Raw genomic sequence first — 2,152 nt, 5'->3', positions numbered from 1 at the left:
AGAGTTTGCGCGGCGTGATTCGCGGCAAGCGGGTTCGCACGACGACTCCAGATGCGAGAGCGGCGCGCCCGCCGGACCTGGTCAACCGTCAGTTCAGAGCCGAGCGGCCGAACCAGCTCTGGGTTTCAGACTTCACCTACGGTACGCCCAGCCAGCGTAGCCCGCCCGTACGGGGGTGAAGCTGCTTGAGCATGTTTGGAATGCAGGACCCGGAGAAGTTGACGTTGCAGTTGTAGTACCGGGGCATGCCCTTCTTCTGCTGCGAGAGGAAGTGAGCCGAAGCGGCGGTGACTTGCCGACACTGGCAAGGTGACGAAGTCCGTGGGAAACGGGGCTTGCGGCGAAGCGGTTACGCCAAGATGAGCCTCTAGGCTGAGCATAGGACGGTTGAGGAACACGAACCTGTTGAAACGCATCTGAGGGTTGAAATGTCACCCCTGCCCACACCGCTTTATGGGCGGGACGCGGACTGTTGCCGGTTACACGTATGACCCGGCAGCACGAGTGCTGACTGGATATGTATGCTGGCCAGCATGGAACCACGGGGAGCGCGCAGCTAGACCGGGGTGTTTGCGACGACTTGCGGCAAGCAAGGAGAAAGACTGCGACAGGCAACCTCGCCTATGCGATGAGTCCAGCATGTGAACTGGGGAAGGCTTGCACAGATGCCAAGGGAGTGTGCCCCCGATGATGTGCAGGTTGGCGGAGCCTCCGTAGTAGTCCGAGGCCGGGAAAGCCGGTCACATGGCGAAGGGAGGCAGTTGAAGTGGTTTGCTGGGTTGATTAACTGACCACAGTGAGGTGAAGACCTTTGATAATCAGTGAAATGCAAAGCAAACTGGCGACATGGTCAACGGAGAACAAAGAGCGCAAGTTCGATCGACTCCTGAGATTGATTGCCGACAGAAATTGGCTGAGCGAAGCGGCTCGCATTACGCTGGCCTCCAGCGGAGCTCGCACGCCGGGCGTGGACGGGGTCGACAAACACAGGCTGGAAGCGAATCTCCAGCATGAACTGGCGACGATACGTGAAGAGTTGTTGGCGGGCTCGTATCGTCCGCTGCCGGCGCGTCGCGTGTACATACCGAAAGCGAATGGCAAGCTCAGGCCGCTCGGCATTCCGAGTCTGCGGGATCGGATTGTGCAGCGGGCAATGCTGATGGTGATGGAGCCGATCTGGGAGAGTGATTTCCATCCGGCTTCGTATGGCTTCAGACCTGCCCGTAGCGTACATCACGCGATTCGCGCGGTGAAGCTACAGTTGCAAGATGGTGGTGAACAAAGTGTCGCCGGACGCTGGGTCATCGAGGGCGACCTCGCCAGCTACTTCGACACCGTTCATCATCGTTTGCTGCTGAAGGGAATCCGCAAGAGGATCGCCGACCAGCGCTTCCTTGCTCTGCTCTGGAAGTTCATCAAGGCGGGGTGCGTTGATCGTGATCTGTTTCGTGCATCGAGTGAAGGTGTTCCTCAGGGCGGTGTCATCTCACCCCTGTTATCCAACATCATGCTGCATGAATTCGATGCGTGGATGGAAAGGAACTACCTGAGCAAGAAGGTGCGGAAGGATCGGTGGGCGTGGAACTTCGCCATTCTCAAACAGCGTCCGATTGCTGTGCGGGAAAACCGGCAGTGGAAACCAGCTATCGCCTACTGCCGGTACGCGGATGACTTTGTGATCGTGGTCAAGGGGACGCGTGAACATGCTGAGACAGTACGTGAAGCATGCCGTGGGTTTCTCGAAGGCGAGCTAAAGCTCACGCTGAATATGGAGAAGACCCATATCACGCATGTGAACGACGGCTTCGTCTTCCTCGGTCACCGCATCATCCGCAAGCGTGGACCACGTGGCCGCATGCGGCCAGTAACGACCATTCCGTGGGAGAAGTATCGGGGCTTTGCCGGGAGGCTCGTCAAGCAACTGTCAGGCAACTACGGCATGAACCGGATGGACCTGATGGAAAGCCTAAACCGGCAGCTTGTCGGCTGGGCCGCCTTCTATCAATACACTGACTACACGGCCACCCTGTTCAGGAAACTAGACCGCACAGTCTTCTGGAAACTCGGATACTGGCTCGCGCGCAGATATCGGCGCGGGTTCAAGTCACTAATGCGCGACTACATCCGGGCGCCGGAGCCGGGACAGGCCAAA

At 58.4% G+C, this 2,152-nt stretch carries 1 protein-coding gene and 1 pseudogene; both read left to right on the top strand.

The window, feature by feature from the left end; genetic code table 11:
* A pseudogene (locus tag ACW4E8_RS40930) lies at positions 1 to 140 on the top strand (IS3 family transposase); the annotation flags it as partial.
* 686 nt (positions 141 to 826) lie between these two features.
* On the top strand, positions 827 to 2,152 hold a 1,326-nt coding region (gene ltrA, locus ACW4E8_RS40925; RefSeq protein WP_456809688.1), incomplete at its 3' end, for a group II intron reverse transcriptase/maturase.

Source organism: Cupriavidus sp. CP313 (assembly GCF_054072015.1).
Note: the sequence above shows the minus strand (reverse complement) of the source record. Positions and strands in the feature narration are given on the sequence as shown.